We start from the raw sequence: 3,133 nt of genomic DNA, 5'->3' as shown, positions 1-3,133 counted from the left end.
GGAATTTAATCTTGACGATGACCTACTCTCACATGGGGAAACCCCACACTACCATCGGCGATGCATCGTTTCACTGCTGAGTTCGGGATGGGATCAGGTGGTTCCAATGCTCTATGGTCGTCAAGAAATTCGGGTACTGACTCGTTCTCTCGAACGCTTCAGCAAATCGGGTATGTGATCAAGGTGCAGCTTGTGTGTTCGCAAACTTTCGTCTTCATGCGTCTTCACACACCGCAACCTGCTGTCTTTGTGCAGATTGCTTGGGTGTTATATGGTCAAGCCTCACGGGCAATTAGTATTGGTTAGCTCAACGCCTCACAGCGCTTACACACCCAACCTATCAACGTCGTAGTCTTCGACGGCCCTTCAGGGAACTCAAGGTTCCAGTGAGATCTCATCTTGAGGCAAGTTTCCCGCTTAGATGCTTTCAGCGGTTATCTTTTCCGAACATAGCTACCCGGCAATGCCACTGGCGTGACAACCGGAACACCAGAGGTTCGTCCACTCCGGTCCTCTCGTACTAGGAGCAGCCCCTCTCAAATCTCAAACGTCCACGGCAGATAGGGACCGAACTGTCTCACGACGTTCTAAACCCAGCTCGCGTACCACTTTAAATGGCGAACAGCCATACCCTTGGGACCGGCTTCAGCCCCAGGATGTGATGAGCCGACATCGAGGTGCCAAACACCGCCGTCGATATGAACTCTTGGGCGGTATCAGCCTGTTATCCCCGGAGTACCTTTTATCCGTTGAGCGATGGCCCTTCCATACAGAACCACCGGATCACTAAGACCTACTTTCGTACCTGCTCGACGTGTCTGTCTCGCAGTCAAGCGCGCTTTTGCCTTTATACTCTACGACCGATTTCCGACCGGTCTGAGCGCACCTTCGTACTCCTCCGTTACTCTTTAGGAGGAGACCGCCCCAGTCAAACTACCCACCATACACTGTCCTCGATCCGGATAACGGACCTGAGTTAGAACCTCAAAGTTGCCAGGGTGGTATTTCAAGGTTGGCTCCACGCAGACTGGCGTCCACGCTTCAAAGCCTCCCACCTATCCTACACAAGCAAATTCAAAGTCCAGTGCAAAGCTATAGTAAAGGTTCACGGGGTCTTTCCGTCTAGCCGCGGATACACTGCATCTTCACAGCGATTTCAATTTCACTGAGTCTCGGGTGGAGACAGCGCCGCCATCGTTACGCCATTCGTGCAGGTCGGAACTTACCCGACAAGGAATTTCGCTACCTTAGGACCGTTATAGTTACGGCCGCCGTTTACCGGGGCTTCGATCAAGAGCTTCGCGTTAGCTAACCCCATCAATTAACCTTCCGGCACCGGGCAGGCGTCACACCCTATACGTCCACTTTCGTGTTTGCAGAGTGCTGTGTTTTTAATAAACAGTCGCAGCGGCCTGGTATCTTCGACCGGCATGAGCTTACGGAGCAAGTCCTTCACCCTCACCGGCGCACCTTCTCCCGAAGTTACGGTGCCATTTTGCCTAGTTCCTTCACCCGAGTTCTCTCAAGCGCCTTGGTATTCTCTACCCAACCACCTGTGTCGGTTTGGGGTACGGTTCCTGGTTACCTGAAGCTTAGAAGCTTTTCTTGGAAGCATGGCATCAACCACTTCGTGTCCTAAAGGACACTCGTCATCAGCTCTCGGCCTTGAAACCCCGGATTTACCTAAGATTTCAGCCTACCACCTTAAACCTGGACAACCAACGCCAGGCTGGCCTAGCCTTCTCCGTCCCTCCATCGCAATAACCAGAAGTACAGGAATATTAACCTGTTTTCCATCGACTACGCTTTTCAGCCTCGCCTTAGGGACCGACTAACCCTGCGTCGATTAACGTTGCGCAGGAAACCTTGGTCTTTCGGCGTGGGTGTTTTTCACACCCATTGTCGTTACTCATGTCAGCATTCGCACTTCTGATACCTCCAGCAAGCTTCTCAACTCACCTTCACAGGCTTACAGAACGCTCCTCTACCGCATCATCCTAAGATGATACCCGTAGCTTCGGTGCATGGTTTGAGCCCCGTTACATCTTCCGCGCAGGCCGACTCGACTAGTGAGCTATTACGCTTTCTTTAAAGGGTGGCTGCTTCTAAGCCAACCTCCTAGCTGTCTAAGCCTTCCCACATCGTTTCCCACTTAACCATGACTTTGGGACCTTAGCTGACGGTCTGGGTTGTTTCCCTTTTCACGACGGACGTTAGCACCCGCCGTGTGTCTCCCATGCTCGGCACTTGTAGGTATTCGGAGTTTGCATCGGTTTGGTAAGTCGGGATGACCCCCTAGCCGAAACAGTGCTCTACCCCCTACAGTGATACATGAGGCGCTACCTAAATAGCTTTCGAGGAGAACCAGCTATCTCCGAGCTTGATTAGCCTTTCACTCCGATCCACAGGTCATCCGCTAACTTTTCAACGGTAGTCGGTTCGGTCCTCCAGTTAGTGTTACCCAACCTTCAACCTGCCCATGGATAGATCGCCCGGTTTCGGGTCTATTCCCAGCGACTAGACGCCCTATTAAGACTCGCTTTCGCTACGCCTCCCCTATTCGGTTAAGCTCGCCACTGAAAATAAGTCGCTGACCCATTATACAAAAGGTACGCAGTCACCCAACAAAGTGGGCTCCCACTGCTTGTACGCATACGGTTTCAGGATCTATTTCACTCCGCTCTCCGCGGTTCTTTTCGCCTTTCCCTCACGGTACTGGTTCACTATCGGTCAGTCAGTAGTATTTAGCCTTGGAGGATGGTCCCCCCATGTTCAGACAAGGTTTCTCGTGCCCCGTCCTACTCGATTTCATTGACAAGAGATTTTCGCGTACAGGGCTATCACCCACTATGGCCGCACTTTCCAGAGCGTTCCGCTAATCTCAAATCAACTTAAGGGCTGGTCCCCGTTCGCTCGCCACTACTAAGGGAATCTCGGTTGATTTCTTTTCCTCAGGGTACTTAGATGTTTCAGTTCCCCTGGTTCGCTCCATACACCTATGTATTCAGTGTAAGGTAACTGTCTTATGACAGCTGGGTTCCCCCATTCAGACATCTCCGGATCACAGTCTGTTTGCCGACTCCCCGAAGCTTTTCGCAGGCTACCACGTCTTTCATCGCCTCTGACTGCCAAG

The 3,133-nt window shown here is 52.0% G+C and carries 2 rRNA genes (1 of these 2 only partly in view); both read right to left on the bottom strand.

Annotation, left to right across the window (positions count from 1 at the left end):
- Positions 1 to 9: 9 nt before the first annotated feature.
- A 5S ribosomal RNA gene (gene rrf / locus AC07VF_RS26435) occupies positions 10 to 125 on the bottom strand.
- Positions 126 to 271: 146 nt separating this feature from the next.
- Positions 272 to 3,133, bottom strand: a 23S ribosomal RNA gene (locus AC07VF_RS26430); it runs 31 nt beyond the window's last position.

This window comes from Pseudomonas sp. GW821-FHT02H06 (assembly GCF_059421525.1).
This window is presented reverse-complemented; position numbering and strand designations above follow the sequence as displayed.